Raw genomic sequence first — 17,059 nt, 5'->3', positions numbered from 1 at the left:
GAACCGGTCCGCGGCGGGCGGACGGCGGTGCCGCTACGGCGCCGTCGCCGCCTTGGGGGCCTCCGGCGCGTCCGGGGCCGCCGCCCCGGCCCGGTCCGGCAGCTCCAGCACGGCCTCGGCGCCGCCGTCCGCGGCGGCGCCGAAGTCCAGCCGCGCCCCCAGCACCTCCGCCTGGCCCGCGGCGATCGTCAGCCCCAGCCCGTGCCCGGTACCGCGCTCCGGCGCCGCCGTACGGAACCGCCGCGGCCCCTCGGCACGCAACTCCGCCGGATACCCCGGCCCGTGGTCGCGCACCACGATCCGCGAACCGGCCACCACCACCTCGATCGGCGGCTCGCCGTGCTTGGCCGCGTTCGCGAGCAGGTTCACCAGCACCCGCTCCACCCGCCGCCGGTCGGTCTCCACGATCCGCGGCTCGCCCTCGACCGTCACCGACACCGCCAGGTCGTCCACCCCGCGCTGCCGCGCCGCCCGCTTGACGATGCCGCGCACCAGCGACGGCAGCTCGCAGGCGTCCAGGTCCGCGCGCTCCACGCCGGCGTCCAGCCGGGAGACCTCCAGCAGGTCCTCCACCAGCCGCCGCATCGCCTGCGCCCGGTCCCGCACCAGCTCCACCGCGCGCGGCTGGGGCAGCAGCTCCGCCGCCGCCACCAGCCCGGCCACCGGCGTCCGCAGCTCGTGCGCCACGTCCGCGGTGAACTCCCGCTCGGCCTCCACCCGCGCCGCCAGCGACGTCGCCATGTGGTGGACGCTGCGGCCCAGTTCGGCCACCTCGTCCCGGCCGTTGCTGGCCAGCGCGTCCGCGTCCGGCGGCTCGCCCGCCGCGATCCGCCGGGCCGCCGCCGCGCTCAGCCGCAGCCGGCGCGAGAGCCGCTGCGAGACGAACCACGACACCACCGCCATCAGCACGACCGTGCCGCACCCGGCGACCAGCAGCGCCCGGTCCAGCGCCAGCTGCGCCGGATCGTCGTCCGGGTACGCCGCCGACACCGACAGCGAACGGGTCGGCCGGTCGCCCTCGCCGCCGACCCCGGTCGCCGCCCACACCCGCGGATCGTCGCCGCCGCTGAGATACGTCCCGGAGCGGTTGTGGAACACCGCCTCGCGCAGGGGCGCCGGCAGCGTCGCGTCGTCGAGCTGGGCGCCCAGCGCCAGCCCGCCGTCCCGCTCGTAGATCTCCAGCGCCGAACTCAGCCGGACGTCCTGATACGCCCGGGCCGACCGCTCCCGCTCGGCGTCGGCGATGTGGTGCACGGCGAACCCGAGCACCACCACCGCAAGCGCTGTCATACCCGAAATGGCCAGGGCGATCCGGCCTCGAATGCCCATCACGCGAGGTTGTACATCTCCGTCGTGTCGCCGAGCGGCGTGGAGCCCTCGTAGGTCACTTCCAGGACCGTGAAGGCCCGCTCCCCGTCGATCTCCTTCGCGCCGTAGAGCCGGAACGTCGCCCGGTACCCGACGTCCGTGCCCACGCCCGCGGCGGTCTTCTCCACCTGCACCACGCCCCGGCCCTCGGCCTCCTGGGCGTCATAGCGGTCCCAGCTGATGCCGGTCGCCACCGTCCCGGCGTCCGCGCAGGTCAGCGTGATCACCCGGGGCCGGATCTCCGGCTCCCCGATCCCGCAGTCCCGCACCCCCGGCAGCCCGCCGGTCGGCCGGCCGTCCGACTTCACGCCCTGGACGGCCGAGGTCCGCGGCGCGGCGTCCACCGCCGAGGCGCGATCGGGCGCCTGGCTGAACCACACCCCGCCGGCCGCCAGCGCGGTCACCACGAGAAAGGCCACCAGGGCGGTGCGCCCGCGCCTGAAGCGGGCCCCTTCGCGGTCGGTCATCGCACACTCCTCCCGGGGCGCCGTCGCCCCGTCACCCCACCAGCAAACACGGCCGCCGCGGCAGCCGCGCACCGACCCCGGAGCCCGACCACCGCACCTACGGCAGCACGCACCGGCTGCCACCTGCTGCGCGAAAGGGCACCCTTCGACGGGCCTGCGACGGAAAGGCGCGGTTTCGCCACCGCCACTCTCCTCTTCCCCGAACACAGGCTGATTGCCCGAATGCCGCGGTGACCGCTCGGCTGTGTACCAGTCCTGTAACAAGCCGCCCCGGCACGGCAACCCGTTCCCCCTCTGACGTGCGCCATACGGACCGGTTCCACGTGACGTACCTCGCGTTCACCGCCACAGTGTTTTGACCTGCCCTCCAGCGTGCAGGCGCACCCGTCGTAGTTCCCACGCCCCGATGCGCAGCCGAGACCGCGCCGACCCAACGGGAGGACCGCCGCGTGCCGCACCGCAGTACCGAGGACAGCCATTCCGCGCCCGACCACGACCTGGAGGCCCGCCGACGCCACTGGGCGCTCTTCCGCGCCATCGACCGGCGCCGCAACCCCCCGCTCCGCCGCACCGACATCACCATCACCGATGAGCCGACCGTCCGCCGCGCCGTCAAGGCGGCCGCCCTCGGCAACGCCATGGAATGGTTCGACTTCGGCATCTACAGCTACCTGGCCCTCACCCTCGGCAAGGTCTTCTTCCCCAGCGGCAGCGCCACCACCAGCCTGCTGTCCTCCTTCGCCACATTCGCCGTGGCCTTCCTCGTACGCCCCCTGGGCGGCGCCTACTTCGGGCCGCTCGGCGACCGCATCGGCCGCAAGAAGGTGCTCGCCCTCACCATGATCATGATGGCGCTGGGCACCCTCTGCATCGGCCTCATCCCGTCCTACGCGGCCATCGGCCTGTGGTCCCCCGCCCTGCTGATCCTCTTCCGGCTCGTCCAGGGCTTCTCCACCGGCGGCGAGTACGGCGGCGCCTCGACGTTCATCGCCGAGTACTCCCCCGACAAGAAGCGCGGCTACTTCGGCAGCTTCCTGGAAATGGGCACCCTGGTCGGCTACACCGGCGCCGCCGGCATCGTCCTGGTGCTCAACACCACGCTGGGCCCGGACGCCATGCTCGCCTGGGGCTGGCGCCTGCCCTTCCTCATCGCCGGGCCGCTCGGCCTGGTGGGCCTCTACCTCCGCCTGCGGCTCGACGAGACCCCGGCCTTCCAGAAGTTCGAGGCCGCCCAGGCCCACGCCCCGGCCGCGTCCGCGTCCGCCGACCGGGCCGACGAGGAGTCCCACCTCTCCGCCCACCGCCCCGGGACGAAGCTGGGCGAGATCCTCACGCAGCACTGGCCCGCGCTCATCCTCTGCATCGCCCTGGTCGGCGCCTACAACATCACCGACTACATGCTGCTCTCGTACATGCCGACCTACCTCACGGACACCCTCAAGTACAACGAGACGCACGGCCTGCTGATCCTGCTGGCCACCATGGTCATCCTGATCTGCCTGCTGCCCACCGTCGGCAGGCTCAACGACCGCTACGGCCGCAGGCCCCTGCTGATGGCCGGCATGCTCGGCTTCCTGGTCCTGGCCATACCGGCCTTCCTGCTCGTCAAGCAGGGCTCGCTGGTGACGGTCTCGTGCGGGATGGCCCTCCTGGGCCTCTCCCTCCTGTGCCTGCTGGGCACCATGTCGGCCGCGCTGCCGGCGCTCTTCCCCACCAGCGTCCGCTACGGCTCCCTGTCCATCGGCTACAACCTCGCGGTCTCCCTCTTCGGCGGCACCACCCCCCTGGTCATCACCGCCCTGATGGACGCCTTCGGCAACAACGTGATGGTGCCCGCGTACTACACGATGGGCGCCGCCCTCGTCGGCGTCATCGCCGTCGCCACCATGAAGGAGACCGCCCGGCAGCCGCTCGACGGCTCCCCGCCGTCGGTCTCCACCGAGGAGGAGGCCCGCGCCATCATCGCCGCGCGCACCTCCGAACCCCGCTTCTGACCGCCCGTCTGCCGTGACCGTCCCGGCGTCCGCTCGTTTCCCAGTTCGAGAACCGAGAGGGCGCACGGGGTGGGCCCGGTGCGCCGGCGTCGAGGGGGCGGCATGCCGGTGAGTCCGTACACCCGGGAGCGACTGGAGGCTGCCGCGGCGGCCGCCAGGACGCTGACGGAGGCACTGGAGAAACTGGGGGTGGATCCGCGGGGCGCGAAGCGGAACTACCTCCGGAGCCGGATGAGGAAGCTCGGGGTGGACACCTCGCACTTCGAGCGGGAGGGGGTGAAGTGGACGAGGGAGGCGCTCCAGAGCGCGGTGTCGTCCTCGACGAACATGTGCGAGGTGCTGCGCCGTCTCGGACTTGAGGTCGTGGGCGGACACCACACGCACATCAGCCGCCGGATCAAGGCGTATGAGATCGACACGTCGCACTTCGCGCCGGCGGTCCGAAGCGAGCGCATGAGGGACAACCGGCGCCGCCGGACGGCCGACGAGATCCTCGTCAAGGCCACCTCGGCGCACGCCGCGCGCACGTCGACCGCCCGGCTCAGAAGGGCGATGCGCGAGGTGGGGATTGCGGAGCGCTGTGCCTTGTGCGGCATCGAGCCGGTCTGGCGCGGGGAGCCGCTCCCGCTGGAGGTCGACCACGTCGACGGCAACTGGCGCGACAACCGGATCGGGAACCTTCGCTTCCTCTGCCCCAACTGCCATGCGACGACCGACAGTTACCGGGGCCGCGGAGCGGGCCGCACCCGGGGGGACGCCGCATGAGCGGCGGCTCGCGCTACACCCGCGAGCGGCTGGCCGAGGCCGCCGCGCGGTGTTCCGACATCGACGAGGTCATCGCGTTCCTCGGTACGCGTCCGTACGGCACCCTCCGCCGCCACCTCCACCGGCGCTTCGACCACTTCGCCATCGACACCTCCCATTTCCGCCCGCGCGCAAGCTCCGCCCGACCCACGCCCGGGGAGTTGCGCGCAGCGGTCGCCGCGTCGGTGTCCGTCGCCGAGGCGCTGCGCCGCCTGGGCCGGACGGACAACGCCGCGCAGCGCGCCAAGTTCCGCAGGTGGATCGCCGACGACCGCCTGACGACCGCGCACTTCCTCGGCCAGGCCCATCAGCGGGGCAAGCCGGGCCGGAACGCCAAACGACCCAAGGACGTGCTGGTACGCCACAGCGGCACCCACCGGATCGCGGCCAAGCGCCTGCGCCGTGCGTTGCGCGAGGTCGGTGTGCCCGAGCGCTGCGCCACGTGCGGGGTCCTCCCCCAGTGGCTGGGCAAGCCCATGACGCTGGAGATCGACCACGTCAACGGGGACTGGACCGACAACCGGCGGGAGAACCTGCGGCTGTTGTGCCCCAACTGCCATGCGATCACCAGCACCTGGTGCCGGGGCGGCGGCGCGCGGCAGACGACTCCCGGTACGATGACAGGCACCTAGCGGCGGTGGCGCAACAGGCGACGCAGCAGACTTAGGATCTGTGGCCCTTGATCGGGCTTGAGGGTTCGAATCCCTTCCGCCGCACACAAACAGCCTGCGAATCGAAGGTTTCGATGCGCAGGCCGTTGTGCGTTCCGGCTCAGCCCAGCAGTTCCCGCACCACCGGTGCCAGCGCGCGGAACGCCTTGCCGCGGTGGCTGATGGCGTTCTTCTCGGCGGGGGTCAGTTCGGCGCAGGTCCGCGTCTCGCCGAGCGGCTGGAGGATCGGGTCGTAGCCGAAGCCGCCGGTGCCGGCGGGGGTGCGGCGGAGGGTGCCCTCCAGGGCGCCCTCGACGACGCGCTCGGTGCCGTCGGGCAGGGCGAGGGCCGCGGCGCAGGCGAAGTGGGCGGCGCGGTGTTCGTCGGCGATGTCGGCGAGCTGGGCGAGGAGCAGGTCGAGGTTGGCCTGGTCCTCGCCGTGCCGGCCGGCCCAGCGGGCGGAGAAGATGCCGGGGGCGCCGCCGAGGACGTCCACGCAGAGGCCGGAGTCGTCGGCGACGGCCGGCAGACCGGTGGCCTGGGCGAGCGCGTGCGCCTTGAGGAGCGCGTTCTCGGCGAAGGTGACGCCGGTCTCCTTGACGTCGGGGACGTCGGGGTAGGCGTCGGCGCCGACGAGTTCGACGTCCAGGTCGGCCGCGTCGAGAATGGCGCGGAGTTCGGCGATCTTGCCGGTGTTGCGGGTGGCCAGAACGAGGCGGCGGGGGGCGGGGCGTGACTCCATGGGAGGTGATTATTCCTTGTCGCCCGGGGTGCAGACGGCGGTGATCCGGCTCGCCGCCTCGCCGATGGGGGCGAGGTCGGGGGCCTTGTCGGCGGCGATCTCCTTGCGGGCGTCCTTGATGCCGTCGTTCATCTTCTCGATGGCCTTGGCGAGCTCGGGGTCGTGGGCGGACTTTCCGAGCTTCGCCAGGTCGGCGTCGAGGGCGTCCAGGGCCTTGTTGGCTTCCTCGGGGGCGTCCAGGATGTGGTCGGCGGCCTTGTTGAGCTTGTCGACGCCGCCCACGACGGCGGTGGCGGTTTTGGCGCAATCCATGACCTTCTGGACCGTGCTGCACGCGGCCAGGGCCGGTATCGCGAGGACCGCGGCGGCTGCCACGGCGAGTACGGAGGCGGCGGGGCGGCGCGGGCGGAGGCGGCGGTGGGGGCGGGCCATGGGGCGTTCCTTCCCTTGGGGCGTACGGGGGGTGCGTACCCGAGCCGGATACGCCGGGGGCGTACCGCGGGCTCGGCAAGGGAGGAAACGCCGTGCGGGGAACGGGAGTTGCCCCGCCTGCGGGGGCGGGGGCGAAGATCGGACAGCGGGGTGCGGGACGGAGCGCCAGGCTCCGCTTCCCGCACCCGGCGGATGCCCGGTCAGAGGGTGCGGGCCAGTGCCTCCTGCTGGGCGGCGTCGAGGGCGGCGCAGCCCGAAACGGCCAGGTCCAGCAGGGAGTTGAGCTCGTCGCGGTCGAACGGCGCGGCCTCGGCGGTGCCCTGGACCTCGACGAAGCGGCCGTCGCCGGTGCAGACGACGTTCATGTCGGTCTCGGCGCGGACGTCCTCCTCGTAGCAGAGGTCCAGGAGCGGGACGCCGTCGACGATGCCGACGCTGACCGCGCCGACGGTGCCGGTGAGCGGGCGGCGGCCGTGCTTGATGAGCTTCTTGCCCTGGGCCCAGCCGACCGCGTCGGCGAGGGCGACGTAGGCGCCGGTGATGGCGGCGGTGCGGGTGCCGCCGTCAGCCTGGAGGACGTCGCAGTCCAGGACGATGGTGTTCTCGCCGAGCGCCTTGAAGTCGATGACGGCGCGCAGCGAGCGGCCGATGAGGCGGGAGATCTCGTGGGTGCGGCCGCCGATCTTGCCGCGGACGGACTCCCGGTCGCCGCGGGTGTTGGTGGAGCGGGGCAGCATGGCGTACTCGGCGGTGACCCAGCCCTCGCCGGTGCCCTTGCGCCAGCGCGGCACCCCCTCGGTGACCGAGGCGGTGCAGAAGACCTTGGTGTCGCCGAAGGAGACCAGGACAGAGCCTTCGGCGTGCTTGCTCCAGCCGCGTTCAATGGTGACGGGGCGGAGCTGTTCGGGGGTGCGGCCGTCGATACGAGACATGGCCCCGAGCCTATCGGCTGCGCAGAGGGCCCCGTTCCGGCGCCGGGAACGGCGGGAACGGGGCCCTTGGGTCAGCCGCGCGGCACGACCGGGTCATGGCGCGGAGGGTGAGCGGTGGCTCACATCATGTCTTCGATCTCGGCGGCGATGGGGTCCGCGTCGGTGCCGATGACGACCTGGATCGCGGTGCCCATCTTCACGACGCCGTGGGCGCCGGCGGCCTTGAGGGCGGCCTCGTCGACCAGAGAGGCGTCGCTGACTTCGGTGCGGAGGCGAGTGATGCAGCCCTCGACCTCTTCGATGTTGTCGAGTCCGCCGAGCCCGGCGACGATCTTCTCAGCCTTGGTGGCCATGTCCACTCCTGCTTGTCTTGGCCGTCGGCGCTTCCGCCGCGCGGTTTTCACACGGTAACGCACGTTCAGCCCAGCTCCGTGGGCGTTTGTCCGCTGCCTGGCGAAGGATGGCGATCATCGAAGGAGGCGTCCGGAACGCGCTCCGACTAATGGTCTACACCACAGTATGCGGCAAGCGGCGGAGGGGGCGGCGCCGGGAGCACGCGGAGGCGCGGATGAGTGCGGACGCAGCGGGCGCGGCACCGGGGAAGGGGGCGGGGAAGCCGGGCCGGAGCCGGGCGGCGGCCCTCTTCCAGGGGCTCCAGAAGATGGGCCGCAGCCTCCAGTTGCCGATCGCGGTGCTGCCGGCGGCGGGCATCCTCAACCGGCTCGGCCAGCCGGACGTCTTCGGCGACCAGGGGCTCGGCTGGACCGACGTCGCCAAGGTGTTCGCGGGGGCGGGCGGGGCGCTGCTGGATTCCGGGCTGGGGCTGCCGCTGCTGTTCAGCATCGGCGTGGCGATCGGCATGGCGAAGAAGTCGGACGGGTCGACGGCGCTGGCGGCGGTGGCCGGATTCCTCGTCTATTACGCGGTGCTCCACCAGTTCCCGGTGCCCTGCCCGGCGGGGCAGAGCTACGCACAGGCGGGGTTGTGGAGCGGGGTGTGCGTCGATGCGGCGGGGAAGGCGACGCCGGCGGCGTTCCAGAATCCGGGGGTCTTCGGCGGCATCGTCATGGGGTTCCTGTCGGCGTGGTGCTGGCAGCGGCTGCACCGGGTGAAGCTGGTGGACTGGCTGGGCTTCTTCAACGGGCGGCGGCTGGTGCCGATCGTGATGGCCTTCGCGGGGCTGGTGTTCGCGGTGCTCTGCCTGTGGGTGTGGCCGCCGGTGGGGGCCGGGCTGACGCGTTTCAGCCACTGGCTGACGGACCTGGGCTCGGGGGGTGCGGGGATCTTCGGGGTGGCGAACCGCGCGCTGCTGGTGGTGGGGATGCACCAGTTCCTGAACACCTTCGTCTGGTTCCAGTTCGGCACGTTCACCAAGCCGGACGGGACGGAGGTGCACGGCGACATCAACCGCTTCCTGGCCGGCGATCCGACGGCGGGCCAGTTCACCAGCGGCTTCTTCCCGATCATGATGTTCGCGCTGCCGGCCGCGGCGCTGGCGATCGCGCACTGCGCCCGTCCGCACCGCCGCAGGGAGGTCGCCGGGATGATGCTGTCGGTCGGCCTGACCTCGTTCGTGACCGGGGTGACCGAGCCGGTGGAGTACACCTTCCTGTTCATCGCGCCGGTGCTGTACGGGATCCACGCGCTGCTGACGGGGGTGTCGATGGCGGTCACCTGGGCGCTGGGGGTGCACGCCAGCTTCAGCTTCTCGGCGGGACTGATCGACTACGTCATCAACTGGGGGCTGGCGACGAAACCGTGGCTGATCATTCCGATCGGCCTGTGTTTCGCGGCCGTCTACTACCTCCTCTTCCGTTTCGTGATCACGCATTTCGATCTGGCGACACCGGGGCGGGAGCCGGCCGAGGTCGGCGACGCCATGGAACGGGAGAACGTCGAATAGCGGCCGGCCGCCGGCCCCGCAAGTGCCGTCCGGCCTTTCGTCCCCCCATCGCTCCGGCCTTTCGTCCCGCCTTCACCGGCCCCGGGTCCCCGCCCCGGGGCCGGCGGCCATGTGGTCCATACCACTTGGAAGAATGGATTCCTTTGTCCCACTACCACGTGCTAAGAATGGTCTAAACCACCAGGTGGTTTAGACCAGGCGTAGACCTACGGCGGGCCGTCTCCTTTTTCTCCGGGGCCCGCTCCTCCAGGAGGAATCCGATGAGTTCGGCCACCGCCACGAAGGCGGCCCCCGCAAAGAAGCGGGGATCCGGCCTGTTCCAGGGCCTGCAGAAGATCGGCCGCAGCCTCCAGCTGCCGATCGCCGTGCTGCCCGCAGCCGGCATCCTCAACCGCCTCGGCCAGCCGGACGTCTTCGGCGACAAGGGCCTGCACTGGACCGCCGTCAGCAAGGTCTTCGCCGCGGCCGGCGGCGCCGTCTTCGACAACCTGCCGCTGCTGTTCTGCATCGGCGTGGCCATCGGCTTCGCGAAGAAGGCCGACGGCTCCACGGCGCTCGCCGCCCTGGTCGGCTTCCTGGTCTACAGCAACGTCCTCAAGGCGTTCCCCGTCACCGAGGGGCACATCGAGGACGGCAAGTGGGTCGAGCCCGTCGTCAACAACCCCGGCGTCCTCGGCGGCATCGTCATGGGCCTGCTCGCCGCGGTGCTGTGGCAGCGCTACCACCGCAAGAAGCTGGTGGACTGGCTGGGCTTCTTCAACGGCCGCCGGCTGGTCCCGATCATCATGGCCTTCGTCGGCACCGCGGTCGGCGTCCTCTTCCTGCTGATCTGGGAGCCGGTCGGCGACGCGATATCCGCCTTCGGCGAGTGGATGACGGGTCTGGGCGCGGCCGGCGCCGGCCTCTTCGGCCTGATCAACCGCGGGCTGCTGCCGATCGGCATGCACCAGTTCGTCAACACCGTCTCGTGGTTCCAGCTCGGTGACTACACCGACGCCGCCGGCAAGGTCGCGCACGGCGACATCGGCCGCTTCTTCGCCGGCGACCCGACCGCCGGCCAGTTCATGACCGGCTTCTTCCCGATCATGATGTTCGGTCTGCCGGCCGCCGCGCTGGCCATCGCGCACGCCGCCCGCCCCGAGCGCCGCAAGGCCGTCCTGGGCATGATGATCTCGCTCGGCCTGACCTCGTTCGTCTGCGGCATCACCGAGCCGATCGAGTTCTCGTTCATGTTCATCGCGCCGGTGCTGTACGTGATCCACGCGCTGCTGACCGCGGTGTCGATGGCGCTCACCTGGGCGCTCGGTGTGCACGACGGCTTCACCTTCTCCGCCGGTGTCATCGACTACCTGCTGAACTGGAAGCTGGCCACCAACCCCTGGATGATCATCCCGATCGGCCTGGCCTTCGCGGCCGTCTACTACCTGCTGTTCCGCTTCGCCATCACCAAGTTCAACCTCCCCACCCCGGGCCGCGAGCCCGAGGAAGAGGTCGAGGACCTGACGAAGGCGTAACGCCCCGGGCGCAGCCGAAGGGCCCCGGAACCGCACCACGCGGTTCCGGGGCCCTTCCCGTATCCGGCCGGGCCCTTCAGAGCTCGTAGACCGCGCCGGCCTTGGCGACCTCGACCGGCCCGTCGTAGACCTTCTGGGCGTCGCGGACGCTTGAGTCCGGGTCGGTCCACGGCGGGATGTGGGTCAGCACCAGACGGGCCGCACCGGCCCGCCGGGCGTGCTCGCCGGCCTCCCGGCCGTTGAGGTGGAGGTCCGGGATCTCCTCCTTGCCGTGGGTGAAGGACGCCTCGCACAGGAAGAGGTCGGCGCCCTCGGCGAGCTCCTCCAGCGCCTTGCAGGGGCCGGTGTCGCCGGAGTACGCCACGGTGCGGCCGCCGTGCTCGATGCGGAAGCCGTACGCCTCGACGGGGTGGCTGACCCGTTCCGTGCGCACGGTGAACGGGCCGATGGTCGCGGTGCCCGGCGTCAGCGTGCGGAAGTCGAAGACCTCGCGCATCGCCGCCTCGTACGGCAGGTCGCCGTGCGCGGCGACCAGCCGGCGCTCGGTACCGGACGGTCCGTGGACCGGCAGCGGCGCGCAACGGCCGCCGTCCGGGCGGTAGTAGCGGACGACGAAGTAGCCGCACAGGTCGATGCAGTGGTCGACGTGCAGGTGCGACAGCAGCACGGCGTCCAGGTCGTAGAGACCGCAGTGGCGCTGCAGCTCGCCCAGGGCGCCGTTGCCCATGTCGAGGAGCAGCCTGAAGCCGTCGGCCTCCAGGAGGTAGCTCGAGCAGGCCGATTCCATGGAGGGGAACGACCCCGAGCATCCGACGACGGTGAGCTTCATGCGGGCGTGAACCTCCATGGGCTGGGGGCACCTCCCAGCGGTAGCTGGGGGAGCGTGGCGGCCGGCGGCCCCCGGCGGGTGGTGTCCGGCGGTGCCGTGCCGGGCTGCTGCCGGGGCCTTGGCGGTCGGTGCGGTGCCCACGAGAGTACGGCGCGAAGGGGCGCGCGGCGTCGTTGGTGGGGCGAGCTGTGGGCGGAATCACCAGTCCGGGTGGGACGGGGCCGCGGACCGTGCAACGCGCTTCCGGTGGGCGGAATTTCCGGCGGACACCCGCCCCCGCGGACGCGGCCGGCGACCGCGGGCCGAAGCCACGAAGGGGTGGCCCCGGCAGATGCCGGAACCACCCCCAGGGGTCGTGCGGGACTACGCCCAGAGCTGCCCGTGCAGCGTCGCGATGGCCGCCTCGGTGGACTCGGCGGTGTAGACGCCGGTGGAGAGGTACTTCCAGCCGCCGTCGGCGACGACGAAGACGATGTCGGCGCTCTCGCCCGCCCGGATCGCCTTCCGGGCCACGCCGAGGGCGGCGTGCAGCGCCGCGCCCGTGGAGATGCCGGCGAAGATGCCTTCCTCCGCGAGGAGTTCACGGGTGCGGCGGACCGCGTCCTCGGAGCCGACGGAGAAGCGGGTGGTGAGGACCGACTCGTCGTAGAGCTCGGGGATGAAGCCCTCGTCGAGGTTGCGCAGGCCGTAGACGACGTCGTCGTAGCGCGGCTCGGCGGCGACGATCTGCACGCCGGGGACGTGCTCGCGCAGATAGCGGCCGACGCCCATGAGGGTGCCGGTGGTGCCCAGGCCCGCCACGAAGTGGGTGACCGAGGGCAGGTCGGCGAGGATCTCGGGGCCGGTGGTGGCGTAGTGGGCGCCGGCGTTGTCCGGGTTCCCGTACTGGTAGAGCATCACCCAGTCCGGGTGCTCGGCGGCGAGCTCCTTGGCGACCCTGACCGCGGTGTTGGAACCGCCCGCCGCGGGCGAGGAGATGATCTCGGCGCCCCACATGGCGAGCAGCTCGCGCCGCTCGGCGGAGGTGTTCTCCGGCATCACGCAGACGATGCGGTAGCCCTTGAGCTTGGCCGCCATGGCCAGCGAGATACCGGTGTTGCCGCTGGTGGGCTCCAGGATCGTGCAGCCGGGGGTGAGCCGGCCGTCCTTCTCGGCCTGCTCGATCATGTGCAGCGCCGGCCGGTCCTTGACGGAGCCCGTGGGGTTGCGGTCCTCCAGCTTCGCCCAGATGCGGACGTCCTCGGAGGGCGAGAGGCGCGGGAGGCGGACGAGAGGGGTGTTCCCGACCGCCGCCAGCGGGGAGTCGTACCGCACCTCCGTCAGACCCTTCCACCGGCCACGGCCGGCAGGATCGTCACGCTGTCGCCGTCGGCGAGCTCGGTGCCGATGCCGCTGACGAAGCGCACGTCCTCGTCGTTGAGGTAGACGTTGACGAAGCGGCGCAGTTGCCCGCTCTCGTCGACCAGGCGCTCGCGGATGCCGGCGTGCCGGCCGTCCAGGTCCTTGAAGAGAGCGTCGAGCGTGGCTCCGCTGCCCTCGACGGCCTTCTGGCCGTCGGTGTAGCTGCGCAGGATGGTCGGGATGCGGACCTCGATGGCCATGGGAGTGCTCCTGTCGGAGTTCGACGATGCGGGTGCGGGTGCGGGGTGCCCGCGGCGCCGTGCGGGGGCACCGCGGCGGTGCGGACGAGGGGGCGAACCGGACTGCGCGGGCCCGTGCGGGGCGGGCGCGGCGCCGGGGCGGCGGGCAGTTACCCGGCGCAGCGCGGACAGATGGCGCTGGAGAGGCGGCACAGGTCGATGTGCAGCCGGGCGACGCCGCAGCCGAAGGCGCCCAGCAGACCGGATGCGGAGCGGCGCACGGCGAGCGGGGCGTGCGTCAGCACACCCGTCCTCTGCTCGCTCGCTCCGCACACACCACGGTCAACCATGCGGTCATCGTATCGATTCCCGGTCCGGGTTCTGGAACCTCGTCCCATGATGCGGACGTCCGCCGTACACCAGGTGGGACGCGGATCGGCCCCGCTTTCCGGTACGCGCCGCGACCGGGGGCGAACCCCCAGGTCACGGCCGTTCGTCGAATCCGGCATGAGGTCGGCCATGCGTCAGGCGTAGCTCTCGACGATCCGGACCTCTTCCTCGTTGATCGCGCCGTCCACGATGCGGAACGAGCGGAACTGGAAGGGGCCGGCGTCGTCGGCGTCGGCGGTGGAGACCAGGACGTAGTGCGCGCCGGGCTCGTTGGCGTAGGAGACGTCGGTGCGCGAGGGGTGGGCCTCGGTCGCGGTGTGCGAGTGGTAGATGATCACCGGCTCCTCGTCCCGGTCGTCCATCTCGCGGTAGAGCTTGAGGAGATCGGCGGAGTCGAACTCGTAGAACGTGGGCGAGCGGGCGGCGTTGAGCATCGGGATGAACCGCTCGGGGCGGCCGCTGCCGGCCGGGCCCGCGACCACGCCGCAGGCCTCGTCGGGGTGGTCCTCGCGGGCGTGCGCGACGATCTGGTCGTGGAGGGCCTTGGTGAGGGTCAGCATGCGGCCCAGAATAGACAGCGGGCCCGCGCGTACCGAGGAGTGGTACGCGCGGGCCCGCATGCTGGACAGCCGGTCGTTCTCCGGCCGGTTTTCCCGGTCGTCAGTCCTTGGTGACCGGCTCCGCGGGCGTCCGGCCGGGCAGTGCGGCGCCCCGGCGCTTGAGCGCGAGGTAGCCGACGGCCAGGACGATCGCCCAGACCGGGGCCGCGTAGAGCGAGATCCGGGTGTCCGGGTCGACGCCCATCATCACGATCACCATGCCGATGAAGGCCAGCGCGAAGATCGAGGTGTACGGGGCGCCCGGGGCCTTGAAGTCGGACTGCGGCAGCTCGCCGCGGTTGGCCTTGGCCCGGTAGCGCAGATGCGACATCAGGATGACGATCCAGGCCCACATGCCGGAGATGGTGGCGAAGGAGACGACGTAGTTGAACGCCTCGCCGGGCCACTGGTAGTTGATGTAGACGCCGAACAGCATCAGCGCGACGGAGATGCCGGTACCCCGCGTGGGCAGGCCGTTCTTGCTGAGCTTGGTGAAGAACTTCGGGCCCTGGCCGTTGAGCGCGAGGTCGCGCAGCATCCGGCCGGTGGAGTACATCCCGGAGTTGGCCGAGGACAGCGCCGCGGTCAGCACGACGAAGTTGACGATGCCCGCGCCGGCCGGCAGGCCGATCTGCTGGAAGGCGGCGACGAACGGGCTGACGCCCGGCTTGAAGGCCGTCCAGCTGACGACGGACAGGATGATGATGAGCGCGCCGACGTAGAAGAGGCCGATCCGCCACGGCACGGTGTTGATGGCCTTGGGGAGGACCTTCTTCGGGTCCCTCGCCTCGCCCGCGGTGACGCCGACGAGTTCGACGGCGAGGAAGGCGAACATCACGATCTGGAGCGTCATCAGCGTGCCGCCGATGCCCTTGGGGAAGAACCCGCCGTGCGACCAGAGCAGGGTGAACGAGGCGGTGTCACCGGCCTTGGAGAAGCCGAGGGTGATGACGCCGAGACCGATCAGGATCATGCCGATGATCGCGGTGACCTTGACCATCGAGAACCAGAATTCCAGTTCACCGAAGATCTTCACCGAGATCAGGTTGATGCCGAACAGTGCAACGGTGAAAACCAAAGCGGAAACCCATTGCGGAATGCCCTTGTTCCAGTACTGGATATAGGTGGCCGCGGCGGTCACTTCCGTGATGCCGGTGACGACCCAGAAGAGCCAGTACGTCCAGCCCGTGACGAAGCCGATGAACGGACCGAGGAATTCCCGGCCGTATTCGGAGAACGAGCCGGAGACGGGCCGGTACATGAGCAGTTCGCCCAGGGCCCGCATGATGAGGAAGATGACCAGACCGACGATGGCGTACGTCAGGATGATGCTCGGTCCGGCCTTGGAAATGGCCTTGCCTGCTCCGAGGAACAGACCGGTACCGATGGCGCCACCGATGGCGATCATCTGGATCTGGCGATTGCCCAGACCCCGCTGGTAGCCCTCTTCGGGAGCTTTGTCAGCGGCCTCGTTGCCGTCGCTGTTTTTGTCGACCTGCACAGAGGTCATGAGTGGTGCGCCTTTCTCCATTCCGACCCGGTTGACGTCCGGATCGGGTCCCGATCCCTCCGGATGGAGTTCCTGCACGCCGACGGTCGGTCGGCTAAGCGCTCCCGCAGCGACAGGGGTGGCGTCGCAGACGGCAGGTCGAGAACTTTTATCACGAGCTGCCGGAGAACGACCAGAGATTGCGTGAGGCACTCCACAGGGAAATCAGGACAAAGAGCGAAATCTACTGCACAGCACCCAGGGGTGGTAACGCGATCGTTATCCGGATTTGAGCCTCTGCTGAGCGAACGCGGTGTAGGCGCCGCGGGCCGGTGCGCCCCGCTCCGCGCCGGCGCCGCCGGACGGCCCCGCGGTCAGCCGGTGAGCGCCTCGACGAGCGTCTCCTGGAGCCCGCCGAGCCAGAAGTAGGCGAGCACCATGGGCTTGCGCGGATCGCTGTCCGGCAGCCGCAGCAGCTCCCCGCCGTCGTCCTCGTCGCTGACCTCCAGGCGGGTGCCGATGGCCAGCCGGAGGTCGTTGAGCGCGCCGAGCCACTGCCGGCACTCGTCGGGCTTGAGTCGCAGCACCGCGCCGCCGCTCTCGGCTCCCAGCGCGTCCAGCGCGCGGATCAGCGCCAGCACGTCCTCGCGCTTACGGGCCCGCAGGTCGTTCTCGGTGTAGCGGCGGAACTCGGCGGAGGCGGCGCGGACATCGTCGTCCGGTACGCGGTCGGGGCCGCCGTAGGCGTCGGGGAAGAGGCGGGCCAGCACCGGGTCGGACGGCGGCCGGCTGGGGCCCTCGGCGAAGAGCGCGGCCAGCATGTCCTGCTCGCCGTCGGCCTCGGGCTCGGTGCCCGGGCCGATCAACTCCAGCAGCTGGACGGCGAGACTGCGCAGGATGGAGATCTCGACCTCGTCGAGCGGGGCGGCGGCGCCGCCCCCGGGCAGCGGGGCGAACTGGCCGGTCATGCGCGGTCCTGCTGGAGAGTCGCCCAGAGGCCGTAGCCGTGCATCGCCTGCACGTCGCGTTCCATTTCCTCGCGGGAGCCGCTGGAGACGACCGCGCGGCCTTTGTGGTGGACGTCGAGCATCAGCCGGTGCGCCTTGTCCTTGGTGTAGCCGAAGTACGTCTGGAAGACGTAGGAGACATAGCTCATGAGGTTCACGGGATCGTTGTGAACGACCGTGACCCACGGGACGTCGGGCTGGGGCACCTCGAACGGGGCCTCGCTGGTCTCCGGACGCTCGATCTCGACCGGAACGCTGAGGCTGCCACGGTGTGGCCGCAGGGTGCTCATGGGTGACGGGTGGGCGCTCACAGGGCCCATGCTGCCACCCGGGGGCGGGCGACGCACAAACGGCCCCGG

General features: G+C 71.1%; 19 protein-coding genes and 1 tRNA gene. 6 read left to right on the top strand and 14 right to left on the bottom strand.

The annotated features are described in order from the left end of the window. Window positions 1–33 precede the first annotated feature (33 nt). Window positions 34–1,290: a HAMP domain-containing sensor histidine kinase gene (locus tag ACIQE0_RS32775; protein ID WP_366332730.1), complete on the bottom strand. Its 1,257-nt coding sequence runs from the start codon at window positions 1,288–1,290 to the stop codon at window positions 34–36. 38 nt (window positions 1,291–1,328) lie between these two features. Further along, a complete protein-coding gene (locus tag ACIQE0_RS32770; protein ID WP_366332728.1) occupies window positions 1,329–1,835 on the bottom strand; it encodes a hypothetical protein in 507 nt (168 codons plus the stop codon). A 449-nt stretch (window positions 1,836–2,284) separates the two neighbouring features. Here ACIQE0_RS32770 and proP point away from each other — a divergent pair, with 449 nt between their 5' ends. The 4 genes from proP to ACIQE0_RS32750 all read left to right on the top strand — a co-directional run bounded on the left by proP (window position 2,285) and on the right by ACIQE0_RS32750 (window position 5,349). Then, entirely contained in the window at window positions 2,285–3,829 is a 1,545-nt protein-coding gene (gene proP, locus ACIQE0_RS32765; protein WP_402338832.1) for a glycine betaine/L-proline transporter ProP, read from the top strand. Between the two features lie 102 nt (window positions 3,830–3,931). Beyond that, window positions 3,932–4,594, top strand: coding sequence for an HNH endonuclease signature motif containing protein (locus tag ACIQE0_RS32760; protein ID WP_402338830.1), 663 nt, complete (start codon window positions 3,932–3,934; stop codon window positions 4,592–4,594). Then, entirely contained in the window at window positions 4,591–5,265 is a 675-nt protein-coding gene (locus tag ACIQE0_RS32755; RefSeq protein WP_402338828.1) for an HNH endonuclease, read from the top strand. The genes ACIQE0_RS32760 and ACIQE0_RS32755 overlap by 4 nt, the downstream gene beginning before the upstream one ends. After that, a tRNA-Leu gene (locus ACIQE0_RS32750) sits at window positions 5,265–5,349 on the top strand. Before ACIQE0_RS32755 ends, ACIQE0_RS32750 begins: the two co-directional genes overlap by 1 nt. Before the next feature lie 55 nt (window positions 5,350–5,404). Here ACIQE0_RS32750 and rdgB read toward each other — a convergent pair. The 4 genes from rdgB to ACIQE0_RS32730 all read right to left on the bottom strand — a co-directional run bounded on the left by rdgB (window position 5,405) and on the right by ACIQE0_RS32730 (window position 7,748). Beyond that, complete coding sequence (gene rdgB, locus ACIQE0_RS32745) at window positions 5,405–6,025, bottom strand: RdgB/HAM1 family non-canonical purine NTP pyrophosphatase (RefSeq protein WP_402338826.1); 621 nt, start codon at window positions 6,023–6,025, stop codon at window positions 5,405–5,407. A 9-nt stretch (window positions 6,026–6,034) separates the two neighbouring features. Beyond that, window positions 6,035–6,457: a hypothetical protein gene (locus ACIQE0_RS32740; RefSeq protein WP_402338824.1), complete on the bottom strand. Its 423-nt coding sequence runs from the start codon at window positions 6,455–6,457 to the stop codon at window positions 6,035–6,037. 200 nt (window positions 6,458–6,657) lie between these two features. Beyond that, complete coding sequence (rph, locus tag ACIQE0_RS32735; protein ID WP_366332716.1) at window positions 6,658–7,389, bottom strand: ribonuclease PH; 732 nt, start codon at window positions 7,387–7,389, stop codon at window positions 6,658–6,660. A gap of 119 nt (window positions 7,390–7,508) precedes the next feature. Continuing rightward, window positions 7,509–7,748 (bottom strand): PTS glucose/sucrose transporter subunit IIB, encoded by a 240-nt coding sequence (locus tag ACIQE0_RS32730; protein WP_366332714.1) that lies wholly within the window; start codon window positions 7,746–7,748, stop codon window positions 7,509–7,511. Window positions 7,749–7,957: 209 nt separating this feature from the next. On the opposite strand from ACIQE0_RS32730, the gene ACIQE0_RS32725 reads away from it, so the two are divergent. Continuing rightward, window positions 7,958–9,292: a PTS transporter subunit EIIC gene (locus ACIQE0_RS32725; protein ID WP_402338821.1), complete on the top strand. Its 1,335-nt coding sequence runs from the start codon at window positions 7,958–7,960 to the stop codon at window positions 9,290–9,292. Between the two features lie 260 nt (window positions 9,293–9,552). Next, the gene (locus tag ACIQE0_RS32720) at window positions 9,553–10,806 is read left to right on the top strand and encodes a PTS transporter subunit EIIC (protein ID WP_384105427.1); all 1,254 of its coding nucleotides are present in this window, start codon (window positions 9,553–9,555) and stop codon (window positions 10,804–10,806) included. Window positions 10,807–10,882: 76 nt separating this feature from the next. Here the strand turns inward: ACIQE0_RS32720 and ACIQE0_RS32715 are convergent, their stop codons facing one another. From ACIQE0_RS32715 to clpS, 8 genes are all read right to left on the bottom strand, one after another. Beyond that, a complete protein-coding gene (locus tag ACIQE0_RS32715; RefSeq protein ID WP_366332756.1) occupies window positions 10,883–11,635 on the bottom strand; it encodes an MBL fold metallo-hydrolase in 753 nt (250 codons plus the stop codon). A gap of 363 nt (window positions 11,636–11,998) precedes the next feature. After that, window positions 11,999–12,949, bottom strand: coding sequence for a PLP-dependent cysteine synthase family protein (locus tag ACIQE0_RS32710; protein WP_402338819.1), 951 nt, complete (start codon window positions 12,947–12,949; stop codon window positions 11,999–12,001). 5 nt (window positions 12,950–12,954) lie between these two features. Further along, window positions 12,955–13,236 (bottom strand): MoaD/ThiS family protein, encoded by a 282-nt coding sequence (locus tag ACIQE0_RS32705; RefSeq protein WP_366332706.1) that lies wholly within the window; start codon window positions 13,234–13,236, stop codon window positions 12,955–12,957. 149 nt (window positions 13,237–13,385) lie between these two features. Further along, a complete protein-coding gene (locus tag ACIQE0_RS32700; RefSeq protein ID WP_384105492.1) occupies window positions 13,386–13,520 on the bottom strand; it encodes a putative leader peptide in 135 nt (44 codons plus the stop codon). A gap of 219 nt (window positions 13,521–13,739) precedes the next feature. Beyond that, complete coding sequence (locus ACIQE0_RS32695) at window positions 13,740–14,165, bottom strand: Mov34/MPN/PAD-1 family protein (protein WP_402338817.1); 426 nt, start codon at window positions 14,163–14,165, stop codon at window positions 13,740–13,742. A 100-nt stretch (window positions 14,166–14,265) separates the two neighbouring features. Then, a complete protein-coding gene (locus ACIQE0_RS32690; protein WP_402338816.1) occupies window positions 14,266–15,714 on the bottom strand; it encodes an amino acid permease in 1,449 nt (482 codons plus the stop codon). 353 nt (window positions 15,715–16,067) lie between these two features. After that, window positions 16,068–16,661: a DUF2017 domain-containing protein gene (locus tag ACIQE0_RS32685; RefSeq protein ID WP_366332698.1), complete on the bottom strand. Its 594-nt coding sequence runs from the start codon at window positions 16,659–16,661 to the stop codon at window positions 16,068–16,070. Beyond that, on the bottom strand, window positions 16,658–16,990 hold the full coding sequence (gene clpS / locus ACIQE0_RS32680) for an ATP-dependent Clp protease adapter ClpS (RefSeq protein WP_366332696.1): 333 nt from the start codon (window positions 16,988–16,990) through the stop codon (window positions 16,658–16,660). Before clpS ends, ACIQE0_RS32685 begins: the two co-directional genes overlap by 4 nt. Window positions 16,991–17,059: the final 69 nt, after the last annotated feature.

This window comes from Streptomyces sp. NPDC093097 (assembly GCF_044754325.1).
Taxonomy (GTDB): domain Bacteria; phylum Actinomycetota; class Actinomycetes; order Streptomycetales; family Streptomycetaceae; genus Streptomyces.
Note: the sequence above shows the minus strand (reverse complement) of the source record. Positions and strands in the feature narration are given on the sequence as shown.

Coding starts and splice junctions, on each gene's coding strand:
- ACIQE0_RS32775 (WP_366332730.1), bottom strand. CDS start 1,290: ATGACAGCGCTTGCGGTGGTGGTGCTCGGGTTCGCCGTGCACCACATC.
- ACIQE0_RS32770 (WP_366332728.1), bottom strand. CDS start 1,835: ATGACCGACCGCGAAGGGGCCCGCTTCAGGCGCGGGCGCACCGCCCTG.
- ACIQE0_RS32760 (WP_402338830.1), top strand. CDS start 3,932: ATGCCGGTGAGTCCGTACACCCGGGAGCGACTGGAGGCTGCCGCGGCG.
- ACIQE0_RS32755 (WP_402338828.1), top strand. CDS start 4,591: ATGAGCGGCGGCTCGCGCTACACCCGCGAGCGGCTGGCCGAGGCCGCC.
- rdgB (WP_402338826.1), bottom strand. CDS start 6,025: ATGGAGTCACGCCCCGCCCCCCGCCGCCTCGTTCTGGCCACCCGCAAC.
- ACIQE0_RS32740 (WP_402338824.1), bottom strand. CDS start 6,457: ATGGCCCGCCCCCACCGCCGCCTCCGCCCGCGCCGCCCCGCCGCCTCC.
- rph (WP_366332716.1), bottom strand. CDS start 7,389: ATGTCTCGTATCGACGGCCGCACCCCCGAACAGCTCCGCCCCGTCACC.
- ACIQE0_RS32725 (WP_402338821.1), top strand. CDS start 7,958: ATGAGTGCGGACGCAGCGGGCGCGGCACCGGGGAAGGGGGCGGGGAAG.
- ACIQE0_RS32720 (WP_384105427.1), top strand. CDS start 9,553: ATGAGTTCGGCCACCGCCACGAAGGCGGCCCCCGCAAAGAAGCGGGGA.
- ACIQE0_RS32715 (WP_366332756.1), bottom strand. CDS start 11,635: ATGAAGCTCACCGTCGTCGGATGCTCGGGGTCGTTCCCCTCCATGGAA.
- ACIQE0_RS32705 (WP_366332706.1), bottom strand. CDS start 13,236: ATGGCCATCGAGGTCCGCATCCCGACCATCCTGCGCAGCTACACCGAC.
- ACIQE0_RS32695 (WP_402338817.1), bottom strand. CDS start 14,165: ATGCTGACCCTCACCAAGGCCCTCCACGACCAGATCGTCGCGCACGCC.
- ACIQE0_RS32690 (WP_402338816.1), bottom strand. CDS start 15,714: ATGACCTCTGTGCAGGTCGACAAAAACAGCGACGGCAACGAGGCCGCT.
- ACIQE0_RS32685 (WP_366332698.1), bottom strand. CDS start 16,661: ATGACCGGCCAGTTCGCCCCGCTGCCCGGGGGCGGCGCCGCCGCCCCG.
- clpS (WP_366332696.1), bottom strand. CDS start 16,990: ATGAGCACCCTGCGGCCACACCGTGGCAGCCTCAGCGTTCCGGTCGAG.